Annotated in this window: 20 protein-coding genes and 3 pseudogenes; 4 read left to right on the top strand and 19 right to left on the bottom strand. The window is 66.6% G+C overall.

The genetic code is table 11. The features are described 5' to 3' along the window. Positions 1-448 precede the first annotated feature (448 nt). Positions 449-949, top strand: coding sequence for a winged helix-turn-helix domain-containing protein (locus tag ACQEVC_RS42950; RefSeq protein ID WP_432889937.1), 501 nt, complete (start codon positions 449-451; stop codon positions 947-949). A 20-nt stretch (positions 950-969) separates the two neighbouring features. On the opposite strand, the gene ACQEVC_RS42955 is transcribed toward ACQEVC_RS42950, so the two are convergent. Beyond that, a complete protein-coding gene (locus tag ACQEVC_RS42955) occupies positions 970-1,593 on the bottom strand; it encodes a transposase (RefSeq protein ID WP_432874580.1) in 624 nt (207 codons plus the stop codon). Continuing rightward, on the bottom strand, positions 1,557-2,048 hold the full coding sequence (locus tag ACQEVC_RS42960; RefSeq protein WP_432874577.1) for a winged helix-turn-helix domain-containing protein: 492 nt from the start codon (positions 2,046-2,048) through the stop codon (positions 1,557-1,559). The genes ACQEVC_RS42955 and ACQEVC_RS42960 overlap by 37 nt, the downstream gene beginning before the upstream one ends. 41 nt (positions 2,049-2,089) lie before the next feature. Between ACQEVC_RS42960 and ACQEVC_RS42965 the strand changes: the two genes are divergently transcribed. Then, entirely contained in the window at positions 2,090-3,346 is a 1,257-nt protein-coding gene (locus tag ACQEVC_RS42965) for an IS110 family transposase (RefSeq protein WP_432889939.1), read from the top strand. A 1-nt stretch (position 3,347) separates the two neighbouring features. Here the strand turns inward: ACQEVC_RS42965 and ACQEVC_RS42970 are convergent. From ACQEVC_RS42970 to ACQEVC_RS43015, 10 genes and pseudogenes are all read right to left on the bottom strand, one after another. After that, a pseudogene (locus tag ACQEVC_RS42970) lies at positions 3,348-3,912 on the bottom strand (IS256 family transposase); the annotation flags it as partial. Positions 3,913-3,987: 75 nt separating this feature from the next. Next, positions 3,988-5,430: a group II intron reverse transcriptase/maturase gene (gene ltrA, locus ACQEVC_RS42975; RefSeq protein WP_432889941.1), complete on the bottom strand. Its 1,443-nt coding sequence runs from the start codon at positions 5,428-5,430 to the stop codon at positions 3,988-3,990. A 602-nt stretch (positions 5,431-6,032) separates the two neighbouring features. Continuing rightward, positions 6,033-6,530, bottom strand: a pseudogene (locus ACQEVC_RS42980) (transposase); the annotation flags it as partial. Between the two features lie 245 nt (positions 6,531-6,775). Continuing rightward, a complete protein-coding gene (locus ACQEVC_RS42985; protein ID WP_432889943.1) occupies positions 6,776-7,288 on the bottom strand; it encodes a helix-turn-helix domain-containing protein in 513 nt (170 codons plus the stop codon). A gap of 7 nt (positions 7,289-7,295) precedes the next feature. Next, on the bottom strand, positions 7,296-7,613 hold the full coding sequence (locus ACQEVC_RS42990; protein WP_432892030.1) for a helix-turn-helix domain-containing protein: 318 nt from the start codon (positions 7,611-7,613) through the stop codon (positions 7,296-7,298). Beyond that, entirely contained in the window at positions 7,614-7,871 is a 258-nt protein-coding gene (locus ACQEVC_RS42995; protein ID WP_432889945.1) for a hypothetical protein, read from the bottom strand. Positions 7,872-8,200: 329 nt separating this feature from the next. Further along, positions 8,201-8,827 (bottom strand): hypothetical protein, encoded by a 627-nt coding sequence (locus ACQEVC_RS43000; protein ID WP_432889947.1) that lies wholly within the window; start codon positions 8,825-8,827, stop codon positions 8,201-8,203. Positions 8,828-8,833: 6 nt separating this feature from the next. Beyond that, positions 8,834-9,247, bottom strand: coding sequence for an RNase A-like domain-containing protein (locus ACQEVC_RS43005; RefSeq protein ID WP_432889949.1), 414 nt, complete (start codon positions 9,245-9,247; stop codon positions 8,834-8,836). A gap of 850 nt (positions 9,248-10,097) precedes the next feature. Beyond that, a complete protein-coding gene (locus ACQEVC_RS43010) occupies positions 10,098-10,364 on the bottom strand; it encodes a DUF6959 family protein (protein WP_318398057.1) in 267 nt (88 codons plus the stop codon). A 531-nt stretch (positions 10,365-10,895) separates the two neighbouring features. Next, positions 10,896-12,089 (bottom strand): helix-turn-helix domain-containing protein, encoded by a 1,194-nt coding sequence (locus tag ACQEVC_RS43015; RefSeq protein WP_432892033.1) that lies wholly within the window; start codon positions 12,087-12,089, stop codon positions 10,896-10,898. 174 nt (positions 12,090-12,263) lie between these two features. On the opposite strand from ACQEVC_RS43015, the gene ACQEVC_RS43020 reads away from it, so the two are divergent. Further along, the gene (locus ACQEVC_RS43020; RefSeq protein WP_432889951.1) at positions 12,264-12,530 is read left to right on the top strand and encodes a flavin reductase; all 267 of its coding nucleotides are present in this window, start codon (positions 12,264-12,266) and stop codon (positions 12,528-12,530) included. Between the two features lie 26 nt (positions 12,531-12,556). On the opposite strand, the gene ACQEVC_RS43025 is transcribed toward ACQEVC_RS43020, so the two are convergent. From ACQEVC_RS43025 to ACQEVC_RS43045, 5 genes and pseudogenes are all read right to left on the bottom strand, one after another. Beyond that, a complete protein-coding gene (locus ACQEVC_RS43025; protein WP_432889953.1) occupies positions 12,557-13,834 on the bottom strand; it encodes a tyrosine-type recombinase/integrase in 1,278 nt (425 codons plus the stop codon). Further along, positions 13,824-14,015 carry a helix-turn-helix domain-containing protein gene (locus ACQEVC_RS43030; RefSeq protein ID WP_432889955.1) on the bottom strand — a complete coding sequence of 64 codons (192 nt, stop codon included), beginning with the start codon at positions 14,013-14,015 and terminating at the stop codon, positions 13,824-13,826. Before ACQEVC_RS43030 ends, ACQEVC_RS43025 begins: the two co-directional genes overlap by 11 nt. Beyond that, positions 14,012-15,323 (bottom strand): annotated as a pseudogene (locus tag ACQEVC_RS43035) (replication initiator). The gene ACQEVC_RS43030 and the pseudogene ACQEVC_RS43035 overlap by 4 nt, the downstream one beginning before the upstream one ends. Continuing rightward, a complete protein-coding gene (locus ACQEVC_RS43040; protein ID WP_432889957.1) occupies positions 15,320-16,786 on the bottom strand; it encodes an FtsK/SpoIIIE domain-containing protein in 1,467 nt (488 codons plus the stop codon). The pseudogene ACQEVC_RS43035 and the gene ACQEVC_RS43040 overlap by 4 nt, the downstream one beginning before the upstream one ends. Continuing rightward, complete coding sequence (locus ACQEVC_RS43045) at positions 16,783-17,106, bottom strand: hypothetical protein (RefSeq protein WP_432889959.1); 324 nt, start codon at positions 17,104-17,106, stop codon at positions 16,783-16,785. Before ACQEVC_RS43045 ends, ACQEVC_RS43040 begins: the two co-directional genes overlap by 4 nt. A gap of 155 nt (positions 17,107-17,261) precedes the next feature. On the opposite strand from ACQEVC_RS43045, the gene ACQEVC_RS43050 reads away from it, so the two are divergent. Continuing rightward, positions 17,262-17,831, top strand: coding sequence for a GntR family transcriptional regulator (locus ACQEVC_RS43050; RefSeq protein ID WP_432889961.1), 570 nt, complete (start codon positions 17,262-17,264; stop codon positions 17,829-17,831). Between the two features lie 427 nt (positions 17,832-18,258). On the opposite strand, the gene ACQEVC_RS43055 is transcribed toward ACQEVC_RS43050, so the two are convergent. After that, entirely contained in the window at positions 18,259-18,696 is a 438-nt protein-coding gene (locus tag ACQEVC_RS43055) for a hypothetical protein (protein ID WP_432889963.1), read from the bottom strand. A 72-nt stretch (positions 18,697-18,768) separates the two neighbouring features. After that, positions 18,769-25,569, bottom strand: a complete 6,801-nt coding sequence (locus ACQEVC_RS43060; RefSeq protein ID WP_432889965.1) for a polymorphic toxin-type HINT domain-containing protein — start codon at positions 25,567-25,569, stop codon at positions 18,769-18,771. Between the last annotated feature and the right edge of the window lie 263 nt (positions 25,570-25,832).

The raw sequence follows: 25,832 nt of genomic DNA on the forward strand, positions 1-25,832 counted from the left end.
CGACTGTTGTCCTACCTGGAGCCTCGTCTTCATCGCTCTCCGGTCCGCCTGCACCTACCTTGAGCTGCAAGATCAGCTTGGAAAAGGCTCATAGATGGTGATATAGCCCGCACTACTGTTCACGCCGATAACGGATGATAGGTGTAGCGCCGACGTCTCGGCCAACTACGCCCAGCGTGCGTACCTGCATCTGGTACGGGACGCCTATTAACCGACGCTCTGATGAAGCCGGCGCGATCCCGCAACGATAGAAGCAGCCCGGACATGGGACCGGAGCGTCTGGCGCATGGAGCGGTACGCCCATGGGTGGATCGACGGCGCTGATGCCGCTGGATGGGAGGATGCGGTGGCGACCGCTACAGCGGTTGAATGGCTGGGGTCTGGTCCGGTCGATCGCCTGTGATCAACCACTATGGACGTCCGGTCGGTGTCGATCTATACCTGGGGTGTGAGGTACGCCGATAGTGGTGGCCTGTCCGCTGCGGGACGGGCCAAGCGGGAGCAGGTACGGATGCAGGCCGCGCGGTTGTTCGCCGTCGATGTGCCAGTGACGCAGGTCGCGGCCCGGTTGCGGGTGTCGACGAAGTCGGTCTACCAGTGGCGGCGTCGTTGGCGTGCGGGTGGGATGACCGCCCTGGCCTCGACCGGGCCGGGTGGAAACGTCTCCCGACTCTCGCCGGATCAGGTTCTGCGGCTACGCGCCGAGTTGGACCTCGACCCGGCCGCGCACGGCTGGACCGAGGACCAGCGGTGGACCCTGGCCCGGGTCGCCACCCTGATCGGCCGGCTGTTCCACGTCTCCTACACCCTGCGCGGCGTGTCCTACCTGCTGCACCGCATGGGCTACACCCCGCAGGTACCCACACACCGGGCCGTGCAGCGGAATGAGGACGCGATCGCCGAATGGCGGGCCACCACCTGGGCCAAGGTACGAGGCTACAGCGGTTGAAAGTCTGGGGTCTGTTTCGGTCATAGCGGTTCCGGTTCGAGGTTGAGTCCGGTCTGGGTGAGGAAGCCGGGGATCAGGTCGGGTCGGTACTGAACGCGCTTGAGCCGGTTGCGGATGATCGCGGCGAGGTGATCCACGCCGTCGACGGTGAGGTTGCCCAGGCTGGCCTTTATCGTTGACCACAGGCCCTCGACGGGGTTGGGGTCGGGTGCGTACGCGGGTAGCTGGACCACGGTCAGCCACCGGTGGCGGGTGGCGGTGAGTTGGCGCATCGCCGTGCTGGTGTGGGTGTTGACTCCGTCCCAGATCAGGATGATCGGGGCGTGGAGCCGGTGGTGCGCGGCGGTGATCAGGGTGGCGTAGTCGTCCTCGGACAGGCTGCGGCGCTCGCCCCTACGGTTGCGGTGAACACGCAGGCGGTAGAAGACGTGGCCGCGCTGGCCGGGCTTGTAGGCGATCAGTCCGGCGATCGAGACCCGGCCCGAGCCCTTGCCCGACACCCGCGCGATGGGAGTGTGTCCACGACGGGCCCAGGTACGGGCCCTGGGCGGGCGCAGGGTCTGTCCGGCCTCGTCCTCGAAGACGATCCACGCTCCGGTCGCCGCCGCTAGCCTCGTACCTTGGCCCAGGTGGTGGCCCGCCATTCGGCGATCGCGTCCTCATCCCGCTGGACGGCCCGGTGTGTGGGTACCTGCGGGGTGTAGCCCATGCGGTGCAGCAGGTAGGACACGCCGCGCAGGGTGTAGGAGACGTGGAACAGCCGGCCGATCAGGGTGGCGACCCGGGCCAGGGTCCAGCGTTGGTCCTCGGTCCAGCCGTGCGCGGCCGGGTCGAGGTCCAACTCGGCGCGTAGCCGCAGAACCTGATCCGGCGAGAGTCGGGAGACGTTTCCACCCGGCCCGGTCGAGGCCAGGGCGGTCATCCCACCCGCACGCCAACGACGCCGCCACTGGTAGACCGACTTCGTCGACACCCGCAACCGGGCCGCGACCTGCGTCACTGGCACATCGACGGCGAACAACCGCGCGGCCTGCATCCGTACCTGTTCCCGCTTGGCCCGTCCCGCAGCGGACAGGCCACCACTATCGGCGTACCTCACACCCCAGGTATAGATCGACACCGACCGGACGTCCATAGTGGTTGATCACATCCGATCGACCGGACCAGACCCCAGCCATTCAACCGCTGTATATCGGCATGGACGTGCACCGCGAGTTCGCGCAGCTGGCGGTCGTCGAGGACGGCCTCGTGCGTGACGAGGGCCGCATCGGCGTGACGCCGGAGGCGCTGCGGCAGTGGGCCGCCGGCCTGCGCGATGATGATCAGGTCGCTTTGGAGGCGACTGGTAACAGCGACGCGATCGCGACTCTGTTGACGCCCCTTGTCGGCAGGGTGGTGGTGTCGAACCCGTCGAAGACCCGGGCGATCGCGGAGGCGAAGGTCAAGACCGACAAGGTCGACGCCCGGATTCTGGCGCAGCTGCTGGCGGCGGATTTCCTGCCGCCGGTGTGGCTGCCCGACGAGCGGATCCGTAGCCTGCGCCGGCAGGTGACCCGCCGCGCTCACCTGGTGCGCCAGCGCACCAGGATCAAGAACCAGGTCCACGCGATCCTGGCCCGCAACCTCGCACCGACACCACCGGTGTCCGACCTGTTCGGCAAGACCGGACGGCACTGGTTGTCCCGACAGCCGCTACCAGCCGACGAGTCTTCCAGCGTGTGTGCGTTGCTGCGACAGTTGGACTTCCACGGCGAGGAACTCGCCGTGGTCGACAAAGAACTCGCAATCGAGGCGTTCGCCGACCCGGTCGTCGCTCGGCTGATGACCATTCCCGGCATCGACGCGATCGCGGCGATCTCCATCGTCGCAGCAGTGGGCGACTTCACCCGTTTCGACGACGCGGACAAGCTCGTCGCCTATGTCGGGCTCAACCCGAAGGTGCGCCAGTCCGGCAACTCGGCGCCGGTGCACGGCCGGATCAGCAAGGCCGGACGGGCGCACGTGCGTGGCGTCCTGGTCGAAGCCGCCTGGTCCGCCTCCCGCGCTCCCGGCCCGTTGCGCGCCTTCTTCCAGCGCATCAAAGCCCGACGCGGGTTCCCGACCGCTGTGGTCGCCACGGCCCGGAAGATGACCGCCCTGGCCTGGCACCTGGTGACCAAGGACCAGGACTACGCCTTCGCCCGCCCCGGCCTGGTCGCGCACAAGCGACGCAAGCTCGAACTGGCCACTGGAGCACCGTCACGGCGCGGCAACCACCGCACACCCGGCGCGGCCTACAACGACAAGCAACGACGCGCCGCGGAGACAGCCGCCGCCGAACAGGCCGAGCACGCCTACGAGATCCTCGTCGCGCACTGGCAACCACACAATCCTGCGAAAGCCCGGGCGAAGACTTGACGATTTCATCCGTGCTGCAGATGACCTTGCGGATCTCGATGTCGAAGGCGAGGAAGGGCACGAACTCGGCCCAGGCATCGGACCACAGCTTGACGATCGCCGGATACCTGCGCCCCCAGGCGTCGGCGAACTCCATGAACCGTTCGGTCGCGGCGTCCTCCGTGGGTGCGGTGTAGACCGGCTTGAGCGCTCGTGCGATCTTGTCCCAGTCCTGCCGGGCCGCGTGCCGGAACGAGTTGCGCAGCAGGTGCACCACACACGTCTGCACGATGGCGCGAGGCCAGACCGTCTCCACGGCCTCGGGCAGGCCCTTGAGGCCGTCGCAGACGAGCATGAGCACATCCGACACGCCTCGGTTCTTCAGCTCGGTCAGCACATGCAACCAGTGCTTGGCGCCCTCACCGCCGTCACCGGTCCCAGATGCCCAGGATGTCGCGGTGGCCGTCGACGGTGACCGCCATCGCGAGGTAGATCGGCCGGTTCGCGACCTGACCATCCCTGATCTTGACGTTGTGAGGTCGGGCCGCAGCGCGGTGCCGGTCTTTCGGCCGGTCCGTTTCTGCGGCCCGCCTCCCGAACCGGACGTGCGGCTCTCACCGCATCCGGCTCTCCACAGGTCCCGGCGGGCTGGGACGCGATCCTTATGCTGCGGTTGGCCATGGGCTCGGAATTCTGGTTCCCCGGTATGGGTAGCGGGTAGTGCCCGCATCCGTTGGGTTCCAGAGCGTCACCTCGCCGTCTCTGGGCCACCAGCCGCCGTCGCAGTAACGGCGGCGGAGTTCCTTCCATCTGATCTTCTTCCGGTGTTTGCGCCGGAGTCTGATCATGACCTGACGCCAGGCGAACGCCCGCAGGTAGCCGAACGTCTGAAACGACACGCCAGGCCGGAAGTAGGCGGTCCAGCCGCGCAGCACCCGATTGAGCTGGTGCAGCACCTTGGCCAGGTCCAGGTTCAAGTCCTGATGGCAGATCGCCTTGATCTTCCCGGTGATGGAGGCCAACGCCTTCTTCGACGGGTAGTTGTAGACGAATTGCCGGGTGTCTCCCTTGCGACGGTGACGCTGGATGCGCCAGCCGAGGAAGTCGAAACCATCGTCGATGTGCGTGATCAGCGTCTTGGCCTCCGACAGGCGCAGCCCCATCGGAGTAAGCAGCGTCGCCGTCTGTTCCCGCAAGGTCTCCGCGTGCTGACGTTCGCCGCGGACGAGGATCAGGAAGTCGTCCGCGTAGCGGACAAACCTCCAGGTCCCGAGCCCTTTGCGGCGTCGTTGTTCGCGGTCCCATTGGGTCCAGCTGTTCCACTGCCCTGTGAAGTGCTCGTCGAGGATCGACAGGGCAATGTTCGACAGCAACGGCGACAAGATCCCGCCCTGCGGGGTACCGGTGCTCGACTCGCGTAAGCCTTCATCCTTGTTGAGGATGCCTGCTTTGAGGAACGCCTTCACCAGGGCGAGGATCCGCTTGTCTCCGACGCGTCGGCGCACCCGGTCCATCAGGGCCGTGTGATTGATCTCGTCGAAGCAGGCAGTGATGTCGCCTTCCACGATCCACTCGTAGTTTCGTGGGTGGGAGGTGAGGTGACGGGTCTCCGCGACCGCGTCATGCGCCCGCCGGTTCGGGCGGAAGCCGTAGGAACACGGCTCGAAGTCCGCCTCGAAGATCGGCTCCAACACCAGCTTCAGGGAGGCCTGCACGACCCGGTCGGTCACAGTCGGGATCCCCAGGCGCCGCTTCGTGCGGCTGCCCGGTTTCGGGATCATCCGTTCCTTGACCGGCAACGGCCGGAACGTGCGCGAGCGCAACTGCTCCCGCACGTCACGCAGGAACGCCTCGGTGCCGCGTTCCTTCTCCACCGAGTAGGCGGTCTGGCCATCCACCCCGGCGGATCGGGCTCCCTTGTTGCCCCGCACCCGGGCCCACGCCTCCATCAGGAAGGCCGGGTCGGTGACGAGGTTGAACAGGTCGTCGAACCGGCGATGAGGATCGCTCACCGCCCACTGGTGCAGTTTGGTTTGGATCTTCAGTACCCGAAGCTCGGCCGACCCAGGTAAGGGCCAGACCGACACCGGTGCGCCGGTGTTCACCGGCGGCTCTCCTGACATTCCACTCTCCTCGCTGCTGACTTGCTGGTCCCCTTCGCCATGCGGTCGGCTTTCCCGACCTCGGACTACTACGAGACCTCCGCCCCACCCCACGGCCATCAACCGGCGACGAGCCTGCCCGTCACCGCCCCGGACGGGCGGTAAGAGGGCGACCGAGGATGGTTCCCACGTTCACTGCTGACCGATCGACAAGGGAGGTGCCCAGCTGTTATCCCGGCAGCATCGCCATGGTTACGCCGCAGACCTTCACCATGGCCTCCGGACCCGGCGCTATCAGTCGACCCCGGAGTCGACCACCCTGCACCACGAGCGGTCGCGCACTGCAACCCGGCCCATATCCACCAGATTCGAGCCGGCACATCGCTTACGGAACGTCAACACTGGTTCCTGTCAGTACACCTTCTCGTCTCGCTAGCCGGACCCGTACCGTCTGGCAGTACCGGCACGTCCCGTCGTTGTCGGGGCTGCTCCCCACCCTCCCCGGCGTCCCCCGGATCAGGCTGCCCCCAGCTTCACGCGACCGCTGCGACGGCCACGCGGTGAAGGTCTCCCCCCTCCACTCGGTTCAGCAGCGCCTCGCGGCGCACGATGGCATCGATGAACACCACCGGTAGAAACCGCCCGGGGTCGAGGGGGCGGTTCTGCCACTCGGCCATCCCGTCCATGACCTTGTCGGTGATGGTGGAGATGGTCTGCTTGGACACGTCGGCGCCGTAGACCTCGGCCAAATGGGCGGCGATCTCTCCGTGCGTGAGCCCCTTGGCCGACAACGACAGCACCATGTCATCGACCCCGGTCAAGCGTCGCTGGCGTTTCCGCACGATCTGCGGCTCGAAGGTGCCCGCCGCGTCCCGCGGCACCCGGACCTCGACCGGTCCGACGTCGGTGAGCACGGTCTTGGTCCGACCGCCGTTGCGACTGTTGCCGGTGCCCCGCCCCGCCGGGTCGTGCTTGTCGTAGCCGACGTGGTCGGTGATCTCACCGTCCAGGGCCGACTCCAGGACCTGCTTGGTCAACTGCTGCAACAGCCCACCCTCACCGGTCAGCTTCAGCCCGTCACCACGAGCCCGATCGACCAGCATCGCGATCAACTGCTCATCCGTGACCGCATCCACCGGCCCGGCGGCCGGCTCCTGCCCCGAGGTGATCTCGGTCGTCATCTGGCGTCTCTCCCTTGAGTGGTCGATCAACCATTATTTGTACAGTCCCGGTTCGTGGTGACCCCGAGGATGTGGACCCGGCGAGTGGCCACCTCCATCACCACCAACACGTACAGGCGCCGCAACGCGATGGTGTCCACGTGGAAGAAGTCCGCCGCCAGCAGCCCTCACGCCTGCGTCCGCAGGAACTGCCGCCAACTGTTGTCGCTACGGCGAGGTGCCGGACCCAGCCGGGCCCGGGACAAGATGCGCCGGATCGTGCCGGCACCGACCCGATACCCCAGCCCGAGCAACTCACCCTGGATACGCCGATGGCCCCAGCCCGGGTTCTCCCGGGCCAGCCGCACGACCAATTCTTTGATCTCGTCGCTAACCGGTGGGCGGCCGGGCTGGTTCGGGTACGTCCAACGCCGCTTGACCAACCGACGGTGCCATGCCAGCAGGGTGGCCGGGGTTACCAGACGATGCTCACGCACCCAGCCGGGCAGTAGATTGGCCAGCGCGGACAACACCGCTCGGTCCGGCCAGGACAGGTTCGGCTTACCAACCTGACGACGCAGGACCGCAACCTCGTGGCGCAGAACGAGCAGCTCCGCCGTCTTCGCCGCGTCTGACCGCACCAGCCACGCCAACCATCCAAACACCTGGATCATCGCCAGGTACAGCATCCGCACCACCATGACCAGATCATGGCCCGCCTCGATAAAACATCAGCTCACAGACCGTGCGACGAGTTTTGGCACGGCACAGGGCCTGAGTGGTGAGAAATTGCGTCCAGGTCGACCCCGACCGTCTGGGAGCGGGGTCGATGCCGGCCGTGTGCAGGACCTTCCACACGGTGCTGGGCGCGATGTGGTGGCCCAGCCGGACGATTTCGCCCTGGATACGGCGGTGGCCCCAGGTTGGGTTCTCGCGGGCCAAGCGCAGGATCAGCACGCGCAGGCGCGGGTCGACTGGTGGGCGTCCAGCCCGAGCGTGCGGGTAGGTCCAGTACCGGGCCAGCAGTTAGCGATGCCAGCGCAGCAGCGTGGCGGGGGTGACGAAGAACGCCGACCAGCGCTCGCGGGGCAGGAGTCGGGACAGGGCCGCGAGCACGAACCGGTCCTGCTGACGCAGCTCGGGGCGGTAGATCTGGCGACGCAGGACCGCGACCTGATGGCGCAGCACGAGTAGCTCGACGTCCTTGGCGCCGTCGCCACGGGCGAGCTGGATCAGCATCTGCAGGATCTGGCGGAGCAGGAGATAGACCAACGACGCGCTCATGGTCTCAGATCATCGCTGTCACCGCTGGCTTGGCGACGCACAAAGCCGCACGTCACGGCACCTAAGCCGACTTTACGAGCGCCACACATGCGACGAGTTTTGGCACGGCACACGCCGAGCAGCCACATCTGCTGTCAACCATCGACCCCACCCAAGCGCATGTCACCAACGAATGGCATCCATCGCCGGGCGTCGATGCGACCGCCTCACTGACGGCAACGGTGACGGCAACCCGCGCAAACAATCCCGGACATGCACAGACATCGTCACGCTCAGCGATCACACCCGATCACGTAGCACAGTTTGCCACCTTACGAGCTAGTAATCGCCTAACCGTTCGCGTCACTTACCAGGTACTCCAAAGACGAGACAACGAACTCACCACAATTCAGGCTTCGCCCGAGTAGCGCCAACTCGTGATACAGCTGCGAACTAATCTCCATTCTCCTCGCGTCGACAATCCGAAGAAGGAGTCGAAACGCAAGATCGGGCGACAGTGTTTCTGCGAATCTCTTGAGCGCAGCAAGAACGCGGATTAACCTGCCATCTACGTCGCGCCACCCTATCAAGGAACCAATCTGCGCTCCCACTGCTTCGGCGGGAGCACGCTCGAGAACCGGAAATCCAGCCGGAAGCGTTGAGACCCCCCTTGCAACGAGCCACATGCGGCAGTGCTCTTGAATGGCGGATAACCATTCGTCGCCGGAGTCAGCGTCTCGACCAAAGATGAAGTTGTTATCGGTCGACGCCGTCCATACATCCTCAATCTCTGCACGCGGCAAGCGACCGAAAGCCGCAACGTCTTCGTATAGCGCCAAGACGGCAGGAGGCGCCTGCTCCTCCCACAGGAAGATCTCCAGGATCGCCGTCCAGTCACCGGAGCTTCGCCAATCTTGGTGATACATGGACGACAGCAAACTTAGACCGTAGTCCAACTCTGTAAACCGATCACGCATGACGACCTACTCCGGATATGCCGTATGAACATAATAACCACCGGAGTGGCCTTTTGCGCGCTGCAGAAGAATGAAGTAGCCATTCCCGGCAGGCGAGCTTGACCCATCCGCGCGATAAACTGTTCCGATCGAGTTTGAGGCCCCAAATCTGCCCCGCAGAGGAAGTTGCTGATCCGATCCACGCAACCAATTTTGGATCTTCTTCTGGTTCCCAGCCAACCCATAGTCTACGACCTGCTGCGCCGTTTGTCCGTCAATGAATACACTGTTACGCCCGCCTTTGGCCGCAGCTAGATTGACCGCTTGCTGCGGAGTGACATTGACGTGCTCGTCGAGAACGTGCGACCCAGGGAACTTCGCAGCGTCACCAACGAGGTCACCGCAGTTGTGCACCAGCACGGGAGTGGTGCCGGCGAGCACATAGTACGTGTGGGATTTTCAGCCCGTCACGCAGCGTGACCTACGTATTCGTGGCCCTTCACCTGGCCTTTCGTGTGTGGCACCAACTCGCCCCATCGAAATCTATCGGTGTTGACGGCGACGGTGACGGCAACCCGGGGAGACGGCCGCGCCCCTGAGCGACCAAGGCATCGATGGGTGGCGCAAGCCGAGGTAGGAGGTGTCGCGACCTTCGGCGTGGCGGTGGGGCGGAGGCGGACAGTGTCGTGGATGGGAGTGCTGCACGCGCGGTTCCTCGCCTGGCCACGCTCAGCAGCACTGCGCAACGAGTAGCAACGCCCCCGCCAGGATCATCGGTCCGGTCGGGGGCGTAGCTGGTGGGGACCCAAGGGCCTGGACCAAGATCCGACTGGCTCAAAACTGCTCTACAGGATCAAGAGCGGCCCGGCCGAAGCCGGGCCGCGCGCACGCGCTACAGGCCTACGGCCCCGCGCGCACGCCGCCATCGGCGATAGTCATTTATGAACACAGATGCGACTCCCGGTCTGACGGCAACCGTGACGGCAACCCGGACAGGCACCGGCATCCGTGAGCGCCTGCCCGCCACGGAACGTGACCATGACGGGCAAGCAACATGGGCAGACAGCCAACGACGTGTGGATGGTTGGCGGTGGTGTCCCGCTGGCCGGCTGGCCGTCGAGCGGGTCTGGTGCGGCTACCCAGGTGCGGCATGACGCGGTGCTCGGCGCGTGGCGGAGCAGGGGCCAGGAACTTCTCACATCACCGATGTCAGAGAACCCGGAGTACACTACGGGTCCGGGTTCTCTGATTCGGTGTACGTATAAATGCAGCCGCGTTGGCTATGTTGCTATTAGTACGGCAGCGGAAGCTGAGCCGCCGTCATCATCCTCTCATATTCATCGACCCAGAAAGTAATAGTTTCCTTCAGCTCACTTATCGTGTCCTGCACCTCTTCCGAGTCCAGGCTGGAGACTGCGTTGCTCAGATCTCGCACAATATCGCTCACAATCTTGATGGAATCGCCTTGGACAAGGAGCCCAGGAAACTTCCTTCCGGCCACTCGCGCCAATGCGAGATTACCAGCCACCTCGACGAGCTCCACTTGAAGGTGCGACATCTAACCTATCCCCTGGGGTAGAAAGTTATGTGCGGCAACTCTGTATTGAGCGGACCCGTGAATATATCTAGCCTCCCCTGCGGCCCCAGGGTAATATCCCCGAGCGGGAGCGAATTCTTGACTGAACTCTTCTTCCTACTATTGGCACCCGTGATCACGTAATCCCAATCAGATAGTGGATGCGCGGTTCCGCTGGCTCTGCTGCCCACCAAGCTAATAGGCATCCCAATCTTGTCGGCAGCATTTTGGATTCGCGTCGCTTCGCTTACGGTAATATTCTCGAGGCTTGCCCCCGCACCGACCGTTGGGCCGCACCCGGTGTTGTGCACCAGCACGGGCGTGTTGCCGGCGAGCACATAGTACGTGTGGCGTTGCTACGGCGGCTGCGGCGATGTCATGGCGTCGATCTTGGCAGGGAGCTGGGCTTTCGCTCAGCCACCCGCCCGGCAGCCCATCGATTGTCGGCGATTTGACAGCAGTCGTGACAGCAACGTGGGCGCACGTCGGGCTGAGCCGGGGTCGGTTGGCCGCCTACTCGGTCGGTCGTCTGGTGCTGTTGGCGGGTTTCTTCTGTACGCGGCGGTCGATGAGGCGATCGACGGCGGCGATGCGGCGGTGGAGGCGGGCGGAGCCGGCGTCGATAGCGGTGGTGTCGATGCGGCGCAGGACGGCGCGAGCGGCGTCGAGGTCGCCTGCACGGGCGTGGCCTTCGGCGAGCCAGGTTTGGTAGAGGGCGACCTCGCGGGCGTGGTCGTGGTTGTAGCCGGCGAGTGCTCGGGTGAGGAGGGGTTCGGCGGTGGCGGGTTGGCCGAGTTCGATGAGGCAGCGGGCGGCCATGACGTCGATCTCGGCCCGGTTGAGCCAGTAGACCCATTCGGGCTCGGCGATTCCGTCGGAGCGCTGGTCGTAGGCGTCGTTGACGGCGTCGAGGGCGCGGCGGGTGGTGTCGGTGTCGCGGAGCCGGGCGGCGGTCCAGGCGAGACGTTCCAGTAGCAGCGCCCGCACAAGCGGACTGGCCTCGGGGGCACCGGTGACGGCGGAGCGGGCGATGAGCAGCGCGTCTTCACGTTTTCCGACGTTGGCGATCTGGTAGGCGAGGCTGGACAGCAGTTGCGCGCCCAGCGCCCGGTCACCTGCCGATTCGGCGGCGGCGACGCCGGACAGGTAGAGGCGTTGGGCGTCGGAGTAGCGGCCGGCGTCGCTGGCAACCCAGCCGGCGAGCTGGGCCAGTTCACCGATCACGGTGTACAGCCGCTTGCCGGAGGCGTCGGTGTAGGAGGCGGTGCGGGCGAGGTGTTCGGCCTGGTCGAGTTCGGCGCGGATGACGGGGAGCAGGGTGCGGCTGCCGACGGTGTCGTCCAGGTGGCGTAGTTCGATCACCCGGGCTTCCAGGGTGCGGATTTGGCCGACGCCGATGCGGCGCCCGGAACGTAGCTGCCGGGGGACGGGTGGGTTGCCGATGAGCCATTCGTGGGTGAGGCGGACCGGATCTGGTGGGGTGCCGATGGGGTGGCCAAGGGCGTGTTCGTAGCGTTCGACGACGTCGGGGGTGGCGGGGCGGCGGCCGGTTTCGACGAGACCGAGGTAGGGCTTGCTGAAGTGGGTGAGCGCGGCCATGCCGGCGAGGCTGTGCCCGGCGGCTTCCCGGGCTGCTCGCAGTTTCGGGCCGAGGTCTGCGGTGTCGGGTGTAGACGGGGGAAGACCCTGCGATGGTTCCATGGTCATCTCTTTCCGCTGATCCTGGTGGCAGGCCCAGCGGGGACGTGCATCGAGTCCGGACCTGGCTGGTGCTGTTCCGGGAGGGCCGGGACAGGCACGAAGATCGGCATTCTTCATACCCGGGTGCGTGCCCGGCCCTCCCACCGTAGACCACGTACGTACCCGGAGGGTTGAGCGGCGATGTCGATGCACGTGCCGGTTCGCCCGGCGTGGACCTGTGCGGGGTGTGGGCAGGCGTGGCCGTGCCCGTCCCGCAAGCGCCAACTGTTGGCCGAGTTCGCCGGGGCGCGGGTGTCGCTGATGCTCTACCTGTCACGGTTCTTCGTCGAGGCGTGCGTGGACATGCCGGCCACCACGTCGGGGACGCTGTACCGCCGGTTCTTCACCTGGCCGTACGAGCCGTCCGACGGCCGCCAAGGTAACGAGAGCGCCCCGCCGGGGCGGTGATCCCGGCGGGGCGCGGTTGGTCGGGTTCAGTCGTCGTAGGTGGTGTCGTGGTCGTCGTCGAGCTGGTCGGGTTGCAACGCTTGGTCCATGGACTCGATGGCGTGGCGTTGCAGGCGGAGCCTGACGTGGGAGTAGATGTCGGCGGTGGTGTGGACCTGCGCGTGGCCGAGCAGGTCCTTGATCGTCACCAGTTCCACGCCCTGTTCGAGTAGCAGCGTGGCGCAGGTGTGCCGGAGGTCGTGGAAGCGGATGTAGCGGACGTCGGCGAGTTCGCAGATGGCCTGGTGGTGGCGGTGCACCGCGGCCGGGTCCATCGGCCCGCCGGTGCTGGTGGTGAACACGAGCCCGGCTTCGGTCCAGTCGTCGCCGGCCTCGCGCCGGTCGATGTCCTGCCGGGTGCGGTAGCGCTTGAGCGCGGTGACGCAGTCGCGGGGTAGGACGATGCGCCGTGCGGAGCGGTGGGTCTTGACCGGCTGGAAGGTGGGGCCGCCTCGGGTGCGGGCAAGGGTGCGCCGCACATGCAGGTGGCCGGCGTCGAGGTCGATGTCGTCCCAGCGCAGGCCGAGCAGTTCGCCGCGCCGGAGCCCGGTGCGTAGTGCCAGTTCGAACAGCGGCCCGTGGCGGTGGTAGGCGGCGGCGAGGAGGTAGCGGCGGGCCTCGCCGGCGGTGAACGGTTGGAAGTCGCTGCGCGGGGTGGGTAGCCGTACCGAGCTGGCGACGTTGCGGCCAATGAGGTCTTCGCGGACGCCGTCGGCGAGGGCGGCCGAGAGGACTGCCCTGATGTAGCGGACCGTGGCTGGGCGGATGTGCTTACGGCAGCAGTTGCCGATCGCGCAGCAGCGCGGCCGGCGGTCTTTCACCGTATGGTTCGGGTTCCGCTTGGCGTCCCAGCCCTGCACGCAGCACTGGCAGACGATGGGGAGCCGGTCGAGGAAGGTCCGCACGTCCCGGACCGTCAGGGTGCCGAGTTTCCGCGCGCCGAGTCCGGGGATCAGGAACCGGCGGACCAGGGATTCGTACGTGACGTACGTGGTCGCCCGGAGCCGGTGCCGGGCCACGCCGGTCAACCACGCGGTCAGGTACTCCCCGACGGTCAGGTTCGGGTCGGCGGCCACGACCAGTCCCCGGTTCGAGTCGGCCAGCTTCTCGGCGAGCTTGTCGGCCGCCTGGCGGCGGGTGGCGCCGTAGACGTAGATGCGCTTGCGAGTGCCGTCGGTGGCGAGGACGTATCCGGCGCCGCACCAGCGGCCGTCGGCCCGCTGGAAGATCGTGCCTTCGCCGTTGGCCTTCCTTCTACCGGCCATGATCGGCCTCCTTGGTCAGTGAGTCGAGGTAGCCGGCCAGGGACCGGGTGGGAATGCGGCGGCAGCGGCCGATACGGACGGAGTGCAGCCGGCGGGAGCGGATGAGGTCGTAGACGGTGTGCCGGCCGACTTGCAGCCGGGCCATCACGTCGGTGACGGTCAACAGGTCGGGGCTGCTCATTGGTCCTCCCCGCGTTGGCCGGTGTGGCGCCAGTCCCCCACGGTGAGCAGGTCGGTGATCGGGTCGACACCGATGGCCTCGGCGTGTCGGGTCAGCCGCCACCGGCGCCGTTCACCGCGCAGCGCGGCGAAGGTGGTCGAGTAGGTCAGTGACTTGCTGGTGAGGTGGCCTCGGTAGCCGAGCTGGTGCGCCCAGCGGCGCAGCCGCAGCCCTCGCAGTTCGGGCAGTCCGCCGAGCCGCCAGCAGGTCTCCACCAGCATGCGGCCGTGGGCGGGGAACTGGTCGAGGCTGACGCCAGGACGTCGGCCGGTGCCCGAACATGCCCGACACCAGCGCCGCGCCTCGTCACCAGGGCGCAGGCCATCGCCTCGGCACGCGCGGCAGAACAGCGGTGGCACGTCAACGCCGACGGCCTCGGTGGTTTTCGTGGCGTACTTCGCCACGTACCGGGCCACCACCACGTCGCCGGTGGGAAGGGACTGGATGTCGACCTGCCGACCCCACCGCAACACGCGCCCGCCGACGACCGCTGGTGTAGTGACGGTGACGACGGGGACCGCTCGGCGGATCGCGCTTTCCAGCAGGTGGCTGGTTGCCCAGGTCGGCGGCGGGGTGGGCAGGCCGTCCGGGCCGTCGAGCCTGACGATCGCGTGGAAGTGGACCACGCCCCGGGCCTGGAACTCGGCGACCTTGGCGAAGGCCATCCGCACCTGCCGGGCAGCCTCGCGCCGGGACAGACCCGCCAGGGCGGCGAGCCTCCGGCGTGCCTCGGTGGTGAACCGCGCCCACAGCATCCCGGCGTGGGCGTTGAACAGCACCTGCCCCGGATAGTCATAGCCATCCGGTACCAGCGGAGTACCGATCAGCGGATCGCCCGGCAGGTGCCACCGGCCGCACCCAGACCCGTCGGGATGGCAGGCACGCAGGACGCCGTGCCGGGCAGGGCCGAGGTGCACCGGCCCGAACGACGGCGCGGTCATCGTCACGAACACCCGCGGCCGAGGTACGCCACCTGTCGCCTCGACGGACTCGTCGCGGAGCCCGGCGGCGAGGAGATGGAAGGCGTCGAGCTTGTACAACGTCGAACAGGCCGGACACCGCGCGGCACGCCGGTCACGGCACCGCACCGTGATCGTCTGCCGGTCGCCGGTGTCCGCGAGGACACGGCCGGTGCCGGCCTCGACCAGCAGACCACGCCCGGTCAACCGGATCGGATGCCGGCACACCAACCCGTCCCTCGACCTGCTCGGCGGCAGCGATGCGGACCAGAGCGTCGAGGTCGACGCCGTGAGGGGTGGATGGCATCATCGGCGCAGCTCCTCTCCACTCGCGGGAGGGCTGCTTGCGGGGAGAGCGGCGGGGTGTTCTTGGCGGAATGAGCCGCCGCCCTCCCTGTCCTGGCTGCCGGGACGGTCCGCCCTGGCGGCGTCGGTGAGCAGCCACAGCGGGTCGCGCACCAGATGCGCTGTGTCCGCCGCGATCCGGTCAGCGGTGGCGTCACTGACGTACGGGGTGCGGACCAGCGTGAACCCGGGCCGGCCTTCGGCGACCATCGAGGCGACTCCGATGTAGGCGGGGTCCTGCAACCGGCGCGGATGCTCATCCGGGAAGCCGGTGATGTCCGAGCCGAGCACGGCCGTGGCAGCCTCGCTGGTGCGCTGCGCGAAGCTGACCGCGACCTGGCAGTTGTCCCGGATCTTCGTGGGGATCGCATCCCCGGTGGCCTTCTGCGTCGCCAGGATCACCTGGATACCGACGTTGCGGCCCTTGCGCACCAACTCCTCCACCAGCCGGGCCGTCTGCCGTGCCAGCGCATCGCGCTTCTTCGACTCGGCGTCGGTGCCCTTGGACTCGTTGAAGAAGGTGTGCGCCTCGTCGATCACCACCACGACCAGAGGCCAGGAGGCGGACGGGCCGACGTGCCACATGTTCTTCACCCCGAATACCGCCCGGATACGCCGCTGACGGCCCGTCATCAGCTCATGCACCCGCGCCAGATGATCACGGACCTGCTCCGGGTCGTCCTTCGCAGCGAGCCATGCCCTGGCGAACAGGTCGTCGTAGTCCGGGCCGCCCTTGCCGTCGATCAACACGAACTGCACCGCCGGACTCGGCGCGAGTTGACAGAACCGGGCGTTCAGCAGCGAGGTCTTGCCGAAGCCGGCCAGCCCCGCGACCACCACCCCGGACACGCCCGAGGAGCGGATGGTGACCGGCTGCCCATCAGCGTCGACACCCGCCGACCACGTCTCTGTCTCCACGTGGTCACCGGTCGTGGCCTGCCCGTCCCAGACCGTCGGTCGGGTCAGCGGGTCGACCAGCAACGCCCGCAGCCGGACCAGGCCGGGACGGACCTGCGCCACACGTACCTGCGGCACCCGCCACGCGTCGGCGAGATGCCCAGCGGCGTTCTGGAACTCGGCCAGGCCGAGCCGGCCGACCGTGGCGGCGTCCACCTCGATACCCCACCGCCGCGCCCGCACCCGGACTGCCGGAACCAACTCCCGCCGCACCACCACCGCCTGTGGCCGAGACGACCACAACGGCGGACGGACGTGTTCGGTCTGGACCAGGCCCACCCGGACGGCGGTACGCCGCCACGTCCACCGAATTCGCCAGCCAGCACGCATCGCCGGCCGGACCTCCGCGTCAGCCAGCAGATACCGCGCCAGATGGGCGGCCAGCCAGACCACCACCACGACAGCCGTCACGCCCAGCAGCACGGCCGGAACCACGGTGAGCAACCTCAGATGAGTCGAATCGATCGTCATCCAGGCTTCACCGCCGTCAACGCCGACGCGCGGAAGATCTGCCACGGCCGGCCGTTCTTCTCCCCCGCCACCAACGTCAGCCCCGTCGCCTTGACCCACTGGCCGACCGCGAGGTCCTTCGGCACCGACGGCTGCGGCACCGACACCCGCAACACCTGCGGGGTCCCACCCTCCACCGTCAACGCCAGGGGCACCTCCACCAACGGCGCGCCCGTAGCGCGGTCCGTGGCGGCAACCCCGTTCTCCTTGTCCTTGAACTGCGGTGTCGCCGCAGCGAGCACCAGCAGTCCCCTACCACCGTCAATCGGCAGTACCAACACGAGCGTTCTCCTTCGTTCGCCCACCACACCCCAACGGCATGGTTGCTAGGCTTCCTAAGCTTCACGTGACAATCGCGATCTAGTCAAGGGGTTTGGCCCAGGAATCTTGGGTAGCCCGTGTAGCTCAATCAGGACAGGACGACTACGATCAGCTCATGCCGCACGACGCCGACGACCGACGCGCCCTGTTCCAACGGGTCGTCGACGACATCGTCGACCAGATCCGCACCGGCAAACTCGCCCCCGGCGACGTGCTCCCCACCGCCCGCCGCTTGGCAGACACCTACGGCGTCGCCTCCATGACCGCCCAACGGGCGCTACGCGAGTTGCAACACCGCGGCCTCACCTACGCCGTCGTCGGCAAAGGCACCTTCGTCCACCCCCAGGCACCCGAACGCATCGGCGTCGACGCCGACGGCCGCCCCATCGCCGCCACGACCCAGACGCCGGTCATCAGCGACAACCCGACACTGAACCGGCGCCTCGCCCTCTACCTCCTAGAGCGGCAGCGCATCAGCGGCAAGATCGTCGACGCGTTCATGAACAAGGACACCGCCGCCGCCTGGCAAGCCACCGAAGAACTCGCCACCCTCCAACACGCACACACCGACCTCGCCGACGACCTCGCCGCCTACGAAGCCGACCTCGGACGAGCCGCCGGCACCGGCAGCACCGAGCCCGCCAGCCGGCCAGCACCGAAACGAGGCCGCACCCCAAAGGCGTAGCCCAGCAGCCCGCCAAGCCGACGGAGCCACTGGGCTAAGAATTGCTTCACCAGATCAAGAGCGCCCGGCTACGCCGGACGCACGCGCACGCGCTACAGCCGTTCCGGCCCCGCGCGCACGCACCCACGCAACAGCGCCCAGTCTGGGCCAGACGACAGCCAGCACAGCTCGCGAGTACGCCTATCGAGGTCGTCAGGCCGTGACGATCGCTTCACACGGCAAGCACCGCGACACTTCCGGCGATCGACGCCGCGACGCTACGCGCCGCGCCACCGAAAACCTCGCCACCATCGTGATCGGACACCTTTCATCCATTAATTTACATACATACCGAGTGTCTGACAGCAACCGTGACAGCAACCCAGGCGAACGACCACGCCCACCTGCACACAGCGGAGTAGCAACAATACGGTCGGCATTTAAGTGGTCAGGCTGATCGAATCGAAATCGTGGGCCCGTAATCCTCTGATGCATCGGCCACAGAGACAACGAATTCTCGCGTAGGGAATGCAGATTTGAGCGCCGCGCGCCACATGGCCGCAATGCGCGAGGCCAGCTCAGATAACACAGTGTATTCAGCTTCTGATTTCGGTGCGAACGCGTCCCACAAATGAACGTGGTTAACAACGCCCTCAACTGCGCTCTTGTCTCCCTTTAGTTCATCGAACCAGGCATCGACTCCCCGCTGCTCGAAGAGAAAACTCAAGAAAACGCCACGGCGATATTCGGTGAAGTCGGGCCAGAAGAGCGTCGACATGGCGGCAGCCTCGCCCACGGTCGCGGTGGACAGCAGAAAGGTTCTTGGATCGAACTCCTCGCCAGCCCTGATCCAGCCCTCTAGCTGGGGAAGCTTGCTAAGATCCACGGTTGCCTGCCTTTCTCTGCTCTTCTGGCCTTAGTATCGTCCCACTTGTGTCTATCAGCACCCGACTGTCTATCAGCACCCGACGCGCGGAAGATCCCCCGGGCCAGCCGGTGTTGCAACCTTGCTTTGCTGCGGGAAGACCCGCCCGTCGGGAGTCACGTTCCGGCCGAACTCCTGGACGTGGGGTGTCGGCACTCCGCCATGTGCGGCGCCCACCAAATCAACTCTCCGCAAGATGACGCCATCCGCATCGTATACGGCGTAGTTGCTAACTACCCCATTCTGAGTGCGGTAAAGAATTCCGTTCGCCGGTCCGCCGGCATCGAGTGCGCCACCTACCGGGAATCGACCCCCCTGCCAAGGCGTCGCATTGCTGAGGTCAATGCCGCCATTGTCGTTGTGGACCAGGACCGGCGTTTCACCTGCGAGCACATAGTACGTGTGGATGTCAGCGACAGTGAGGTTGTAGGCCGTTCCACGTGAGGCTGTCGCGGCTAGCATGCCGTTGACCGGCACCTGCGCCCGGTCGACACCGATCAGGAGGTCACCACGGTCCAGCTCTTGGGCCTGTTGCCACTGTCGATCACTCTGGTTCCAGAAGGGATGGTCTTCGGTGGTGGAAATTTTTGTTCCGTCGGCAAGTCGCAGGTCAACGAGTTGGTCCTCGTGTACCCACAGGTGCGTAACGGTACGTGGGCCCTGCTCGCCAGTCTCTGGGTCAGTTGCGAGGACCTGGTCTCCGATCCGAATTTCTTCGATGGGCTTGCTGGAGCCGTCTGCCATGAGGACGGAGGTGTCACCGTCAAAGCTCCGGAGTCCGCATCCGCTCGGGCGTGAGCCCTTGCCTCCGAGCATGCCCTTGGGACCGGTATATGCGCTGCCCGCTTCGGCTTCTATTGCCGCTTGCTGCGCGGCCCGGTCCGTTACGGAGGAAGTTGCGGACACTGCCGCGATGAATTCTGGACTGCACTGGATCTTGGGTCCAGCGAAGAGAGTCGGGCGACATAGGTCGTAGATGATTCCCGCGATGTGGATTGGTTCGATATCGGGTCTCATCCGTGGGTGGGCATCGACGAGGCGGGCGAGCTCGGCGAGGTCTGGTCCCCCCTTGGGCACGGTGTATCCGCGGATGGTCGGTGGGGGTGGTGGCGGGTTGTAGGTGGGTACATCTTCGGGGTCGAGTCGTCCGCCGCCGGGCGCGCCTCCGCCGTACTCGGGTGTGCCTGGGTTGGTGGGGTATTTGTTGCTGCCGTCGTGGTTGCAGTCGGCGAAGTCGCAGTCTCTAAGGCCGCTGGGGTCGCTGAAGTTGATCGGGTTGTTGTGGCCGTAGGCGTAGCCGTGCCACTGCTGCGGGTCGGTGAGGTCCTGGATGGGGTCAACGGAGATGAACCGGCCCAGCGCGGGGTCGTATTCACGGGCGCCGAGGTGGGTGAGTCCGCTGGGGTCGATGTCGCCGCCAACGAATCCCTTTTGGTTCGGCCAGATCGGCACCGTGCCGCGGGGTGCGCCGTAGGGGGTCTGTCGACGGGTGGTGATCGCTTCGCTGGCGGCGTTGATGGTCGTGTGTTGAGTGCCGTGATGGTCGGTGTAGGTCCAGTTCAGTTCGGTGGAGGTGCGGGAGGCGATGAGTTTGCCGGCGAAGGTGTAGTAGCGGGTGGCGGTGGTGGCGTTGCCTTCCTGGCGGACTTCCTGGTTGGGGAGGTAGAGGGTGGTGCCGGTGGCGTCGCGGCGGAGGAGTCGGTTGCCGTCGGCGTCGTAGATGTTGCTGCCGGCCGTCGGTGCGTCGCCGGAGATGGTGGTGAGCCGGTTTTCGGCGTCCCAGGCGAGGTGTTGGGAGTTGGTGCCGGGTGGGCAGGTGTTGGCTGCGTCGCTGATGGGTCGGCAGGTGGTGTTGCCGGCGGCGTCGTAGCCGTAGTTGGTGACGACGGGGGGTTGGCCGGGTGCTTGGGTGGTGACGGCGGTGACGGCGTGAGGGCGGGTGACGTTCTTGCCGCCGGTGGGGACGGTGTAGGTGCGGGTGGTGTCCCCGTTGGTGGTGTGGCTGGTTTCGGTGAGGCGGTTGCCGACTTTGTCGAAGGTCCAGTCGTGCCAGTAGGGTGCCGGGCCGCCGAGGTTGGGCACTGTGGGGTCGGTCCCGCAGTCCACGCCGGTCTTTGGGGTCCACGCGGAGGTGAGGCGTCGGAGGGTGTCGCGGCGGAAGCATTGGGTGTCGACCGGGCCGCCGTACGGGCTTTCGGTGATGAATTCGACGTTGCCGGCGGGGTCGTGCTTGTACCTGCGGTCGGAGAGAAAGCGGCCCTCGGCGGCGTCCCCGAATTTGACGTCGATACGGACGATCCTTCGGGTTGCCTCGTCGTAGGTGGTGGTGTCTTCGACCGGATCGGCGATGGTGCCCGCGCGCGTGGTGCGGTACGGCTCGCCGAAGGGGGTGTACTGCTGGTTGGTGATGTAGCCGCCGACTCCGATGGCGTCGGAGGTCAGTCTGGTTGGCAGTCCGGTGGTCTCGTGGTAGACCGTGGTGACGGATTCGGAACCAAGTCCTCCCGCACCAGGGTAGGAGATCGCTGTCGGGGAGCCGTCGTACGGGGAGTAGCTCGGCAGGAAGGTCCAGGTGCCCTGCAGTCCTGCAGCTTCTGCCGCCGGGATGATGTAGTTGATGCTGGTGGGCTGGTAGCGGACGTTCATTGCCCGGATCTGCATCTTGTACGCGTTGGCGGAGCCGGGTGGTTCGTAGCGGATCGTCTCGGTGAGCTGGCCGCGGAGGGTGGGTCCGGTGGACAGTTTGTCGTACTTCCACTCGGTCCGCTTGGTGGCTGGGGTGACGGCGTCGTCGTAGACGCCGGTCTTGCGGCCGAGTTGGTCGTAGCTGTAGGCGAGGACCTCTCCGCGGGCATCGGTGGTTTTGGTCAGGTCGTCGTGGTCGTTGTACTCGGATGTGACGAGGCCGTTGTCCGGGTCCTTGGCTTGGACCTGGCGGCCCTTGACGTCATAGGTGTAGGTCCACTCGTTGCCGTCGGGGTCGGCGACGGTGACGAGTTGTCCCTTGCCGTTGTAGGTGTAGCGGGTGGCCTGGTACGGGCCGTCGACGCCTTGGGCGGTGGTGTGCTCGCGTAGCTCGACGGTGCGGCCTTGAGCGTCGGTTACGGTGGTGGTCGGGGTGCCACCGTCCGGGGGCGTGACGCGGGTGGTGTCGCCGGTGTGGACGGTGGTGGTGCGCCACTTCTCGAACAGGCTGGTGTCGTCGCTGCCGGAGGTGAGGAGGATGGCGGCGACGGGTCGGGAGGCGTCGTCGTAGACGGTTTTGGTTACGGCGGGTACATGCCACTCGGCCTTGCCCCAGAGGCCGCCTTCGGCCGTGCCGAGTTCGTGGTGGGGGGCGTAGGTCATCTCCGGACGGCCGGCCTTGTCGTAGCGGGTGTCGGAGACGACCCGGCCACCGCCGACCGCTTCGGTCTGGGTCTGTCGGGGTCGGAGTAGGCCGTCGAAGATCTCGTACAGGGTGTGGTAGTTCCCGCCGGCGTGCAGGGTCCTTGTGACGGTGTACGGGTAGCCGTCCCGCCCGGGCGCGTAGTGGTAGGTAAACCTAACGGACGGGCTGTCCTCACGGTTTGCCCGGTTCCAGCCGTTCTTCCAGACTTTGGCGATGCGGCCGAGTGGGTCGTACGTCAGTTCGTTGACTCGACCGTTGGGGTCGGTGGTCTTGATCGGCGATCCCCAGTACGGGCGGGTGTCGACGCTGCTTGTCCAGGCCGGGCCGCCGTTCGGGTCGGGGCTGGTGGTGGTGATCTTGGTGACTGGCCCGCCGGAGGTGGGGGTGTAGTTGGTCGTGGTGGTGTTACCGCGGACGTCGGCGGCGGTCAGGGTGCGACCGAAGGGGTCGTAGGTGCTTGTGGCGGTCGTCTGCCAGACGGTTCCTGTGGAAGTTGTCCAGTCTTTGAGTGTTTCGATCTTGGTGATCGCGCCGGTGGTGGGTGGGCTGTCGGTGCTGGTGGCGCCGTCGTAGTAGTTGCGGGTATCGCTGATGATGTCGGCGTTGGTGGCCGGGTTGCTACCACAGGCCAGCGTGGTGACGATGGTCTGCTTCACCGTGCCGGTGAAGTTCTTGGCGGTGTTGCGGTTGTAGTGGTGGGTGGTGCATTTCTCGTCACCGGTTTTGGCGGTGTCGCCGTCGTCGCGTAGGGATTCGAGGGTGCCGTAGGTGTTGTGGAAGGTGGCTTGGGTGCGGGTGGTGCGCCAGCCGGCTTGACCGTCGGTGCCGAGGGCGGTCGCGGTGTGGGTGGTGGTCGTGTTGGTGAAGCGGGCGGTGACGGTGTCGCCGTTGATGGTCCGTGATGCCAGGGCTGGTGAGCGCCAGGGAACGTTGACGGTCTTCGACACTGGTTTGGTGTCGACGCCGTTGTAGGCGACCTGTTCCCGGACCATGCCGGCGAACTGGTCCTCGTCTTGCACGGTCTCGTTGCCCAGGCTGGCGGGAACGATCACATCGCGGGTGCCGCCGGACGGGGTTTCCCGGTCGCCGTGCATGCCGCGTAGGTAGGTCGTCACTGTCAGGGTCTGACTGGGTGCCTCACCGACGCGTGTCTCGACGGTCTGGTAGCCGCGGAACTGGTTCCACGTCTTTCGCTTCGGCTTGACCAGGCCGTCGTCGTCCGCGTAATGCCAGGCCGGTTCCCCCAGGTAGGTGTAGTGGGTGTGCTTGACCGGAGCGCTGTGGTCGGTCCCGTCGATCATCATCCGCACGTCGGACTCGGACACCTTTTCCACGACGTACTTGTGCCACCACTCCCGGATTTCCGGGCCGGTCGGGTTGGTCGGGTCCGGGCCGATGACGGGGTAGCACAGTTTCGTGTTCGTGTGCGGCTCGGAAGTGTTCCCGTCCGTGCATTCGGGCCGTTTGTAGGTGATCTGGATCTTCGCGCCGGTCTCGGTGATGATGTTCCCGATCCGGTTGCGGTTGTTACTGGTGTTGTGCGCAGTCAGGACCCGGTTACGCATCGAGGTCGGCTCAAACGTCACCGGCGGCAGCGCCACCGGGGTCAGCGGCGTCGGTCCGGTGGAGTCGCTGTTGACGACGAGACCGGTATGTACGATCGAGTTGAGCCACATCCCGGCATATTCGCTGCCGTCTCCGACGGGCGGGTAGGTGTGGTCGAGGGTCCAGGAGTCGACGTCCTGCCAGGCCGGGCTGGTCTTGGTGGTGTCCCAGACCTGGGTGGTGACCTTTGCCAGCCGTCTGGTGGACCAGAACGTCGGCGAGTTGTTGTCGTCGCAGTCAGCGGTGGCGCTGGCGCATTCCTGGTCCCATGGCACGTCTTTCCATCGGGTGGCGTCGTGGGTACCGCAGTCGGACTCGCATCGGTTCCCGGACTCGAATAGCACCCGGGCGGTGGGGATGATTGAGCGGCTCGACGTGCCGTCGGGCAGGATGCGATCCCAGGTGCCGTAGTCGATCCGCTTCAGGGTTCCGCCTCGGTGGTAGGAGACGTTGTCGCCCTCGCCCAGGTTCTTCGCGTAGAAGTTCGTCTCGGTGTCGTACCAGTAGGACGTGGTGTTTCCGCGCGGGTCGATGACGTAGTCGAGGTTCCACCGCCACGCCTGGGTGCAGAACGAGTCGTCGAATCCGCCGCTGCTGCTGTGGCACGGCTCGTTGTTGTGGTTTCCTGCAACCGGTACCGTCCAGGTCGAGTTCGTCGTCGACGCCTGGCCGGCGAGGTTGTTGAGGCCGAAGTAGTACTGGACGCCGTCCGTGGTCGTGACCCTCCAGTGCTCGCCGCCACGGGCGCCATTGCTCGCACCGGACAGCTTTTCGATTTTCGCGCCGTTCTCGGTGCGGGCGTGCCAGCCCTTTCCGTCCTCGAAGATCAGCTCGCCGCCGCTGCCGTTGAGTGACATGGTGGCGTTGTCCGATCGCCAGCACAGGTCGCCGGTTTTCTCGCTGTTGTTCCCGTCGGTCATGTCGTCGATGCAGGGCACGTAGCTGCGCTCGATGAAGCCTGGGGCGTATTCGAAGCCCTCGCCTACCCAGGAGGGTTGGTTGTTGTCCGCGCTGGACCGGCCGTCGGTCCTCGACGACGAGTAGGACAGCGCGAGGTTAGGTGTCGGTCCGCCCAACGACGGCGGCACCCGCATTGGGTACGACCAGGTGAAGTCTCCGGTGGATCCGCCGGACGACCAGGTTGCCGACGGCGCCAGCGGGGTGGCGGTGAAGTCGCCCTCCGGCCCGGACGGGGCGGCTGCCAACGCCAGCAGCGTGCCGGCCGGGGCCGCCGCGACGTCGGCGGTGACCGTGCCGTCGGCGGCGTTGTTCACCGACGCCAACGGCGTTGGCCGGCAACCGTCGGATCCTGGTGTCTGCTCCGCGCAGGCGGGTGGTAGCTGCCACAGCCGCAGCCGCGACGCCCAGTTGCCGCCGTAGGCATACCGGAAACTCCCGTAGTCGACCGACACGTTCATCGGCACTGCCGTCGCGGGCGCGAGTGGCTTTACCCGGACCAGTAGCCCGTCACGCCACGCCGCAGTCGCGCGGTCGAGAATTTCCACGCTTACCTCGGACAGCGAGCCGCTATCCGCCGTGGCGGCCACCCGCACCGGCAGCCCCGGCACCGGCACGCCACCGGTCGCAGCTGCCCGCTGGCCGCTTCCGGTGGGAAGCGTTACTCGGGCGGTGCCGGGCTTGGGCCATACCGGTGCGGGCAGCGCGGCGCTGACGGCCCGTTTCGACGGCCACGCCGTGCCCTTCGCTGGCGGGGCGGGGGACCGCTTGTCCAGTTGAAGGGCCGGCCGCACAGACGTGTCAGGCCGTGCTGCCGCCGCTGGCGGCACGTGCAGGAAACTAGCCACCGTGACGGCGGTGACCGTGCTGGCGACCAGCACCCGCGCGCGCCCGGGCGCCGGTCGTAGCGCCCGTGCCACGTCGGACCACCGGCTCAACCCACCGCTCACGATTGCCTCCGATCCTGACCGCCCAATCCGAGCACGGAGCCTGGCACTTGCCCTCCACCGCACGTCGACACCCGCCGTGTCGGCGCCAACCGCCGCCAACCCTGGTACCGCACCCCTGCGGCGGCGGGCAGCAGGATCACGGTCCCTGCGTTCCGCGACGTGGCCGTTTGTCACCGCGCCGGCAGGCACGGCGG

Origin of the sequence: Plantactinospora sp. CA-294935 (assembly GCF_050936445.1) — a bacterium.
In the GTDB taxonomy this organism is placed as follows: domain Bacteria; phylum Actinomycetota; class Actinomycetes; order Mycobacteriales; family Micromonosporaceae; genus Plantactinospora.

Coding starts and splice junctions, on each gene's coding strand:
- ACQEVC_RS43050 (WP_432889961.1), top strand. CDS start 17,262: ATGCCGCACGACGCCGACGACCGACGCGCCCTGTTCCAACGGGTCGTC.
- ACQEVC_RS43025 (WP_432889953.1), bottom strand. CDS start 13,834: ATGGCCGGTAGAAGGAAGGCCAACGGCGAAGGCACGATCTTCCAGCGG.
- ACQEVC_RS43040 (WP_432889957.1), bottom strand. CDS start 16,786: ATGACGATCGATTCGACTCATCTGAGGTTGCTCACCGTGGTTCCGGCC.
- ACQEVC_RS43000 (WP_432889947.1), bottom strand. CDS start 8,827: ATGCGTGATCGGTTTACAGAGTTGGACTACGGTCTAAGTTTGCTGTCG.
- ACQEVC_RS43010 (WP_318398057.1), bottom strand. CDS start 10,364: ATGTCGCACCTTCAAGTGGAGCTCGTCGAGGTGGCTGGTAATCTCGCA.
- ACQEVC_RS43015 (WP_432892033.1), bottom strand. CDS start 12,089: ATGACCATGGAACCATCGCAGGGTCTTCCCCCGTCTACACCCGACACC.
- ACQEVC_RS43030 (WP_432889955.1), bottom strand. CDS start 14,015: ATGAGCAGCCCCGACCTGTTGACCGTCACCGACGTGATGGCCCGGCTG.
- ACQEVC_RS42995 (WP_432889945.1), bottom strand. CDS start 7,871: ATGAGCGCGTCGTTGGTCTATCTCCTGCTCCGCCAGATCCTGCAGATG.
- ACQEVC_RS43020 (WP_432889951.1), top strand. CDS start 12,264: ATGTCGATGCACGTGCCGGTTCGCCCGGCGTGGACCTGTGCGGGGTGT.
- ACQEVC_RS42955 (WP_432874580.1), bottom strand. CDS start 1,593: ATGGCGGGCCACCACCTGGGCCAAGGTACGAGGCTAGCGGCGGCGACC.
- ACQEVC_RS42985 (WP_432889943.1), bottom strand. CDS start 7,288: ATGGTGGTGCGGATGCTGTACCTGGCGATGATCCAGGTGTTTGGATGG.